The organism is Shewanella sp. SG44-2, from assembly GCF_014164215.1.
GTDB classification, from domain to species: Bacteria; Pseudomonadota; Gammaproteobacteria; order Enterobacterales; family Shewanellaceae; genus Shewanella; species Shewanella frigidimarina.
The window spans coordinates 1-254 of sequence record NZ_JACJEU010000104.1 but is presented as its reverse complement, the minus strand read 5'-3'; the positions used below and the strand labels follow the sequence as shown (position 1 = coordinate 254).

Here is a 254-nt window from a genome sequence, read left to right as displayed (position 1 = left end):
ACCGTGACGCTAGCGACTGGCACCCAAGTTGGCGACACCTTGATTGTCACTGACGGCAACGGCAACACCCTATTTAACGGCCCTGTCACTCAAGACATGCTCGACAACGGCTTTGACGTTGAAGTCCCTGTCACTGCAGGCGCGACCGATGTTGATGTCACCGCGCAAGTGATTGATATCGCCGGTAACCCATCTGCAACCGCCACCGACAACCAGCCAGTGGACAATGTGGCAGCACCTGCACCCACCGTTGA

At 57.1% G+C, this 254-nt stretch carries 1 protein-coding gene; it reads left to right on the top strand.

Annotated elements, in window-relative coordinates; translation table 11 throughout:
- The coding region (locus H5181_RS20465) for a hypothetical protein (RefSeq protein ID WP_182751899.1) at nt 1-254 on the top strand (254 nt) is incomplete at both ends.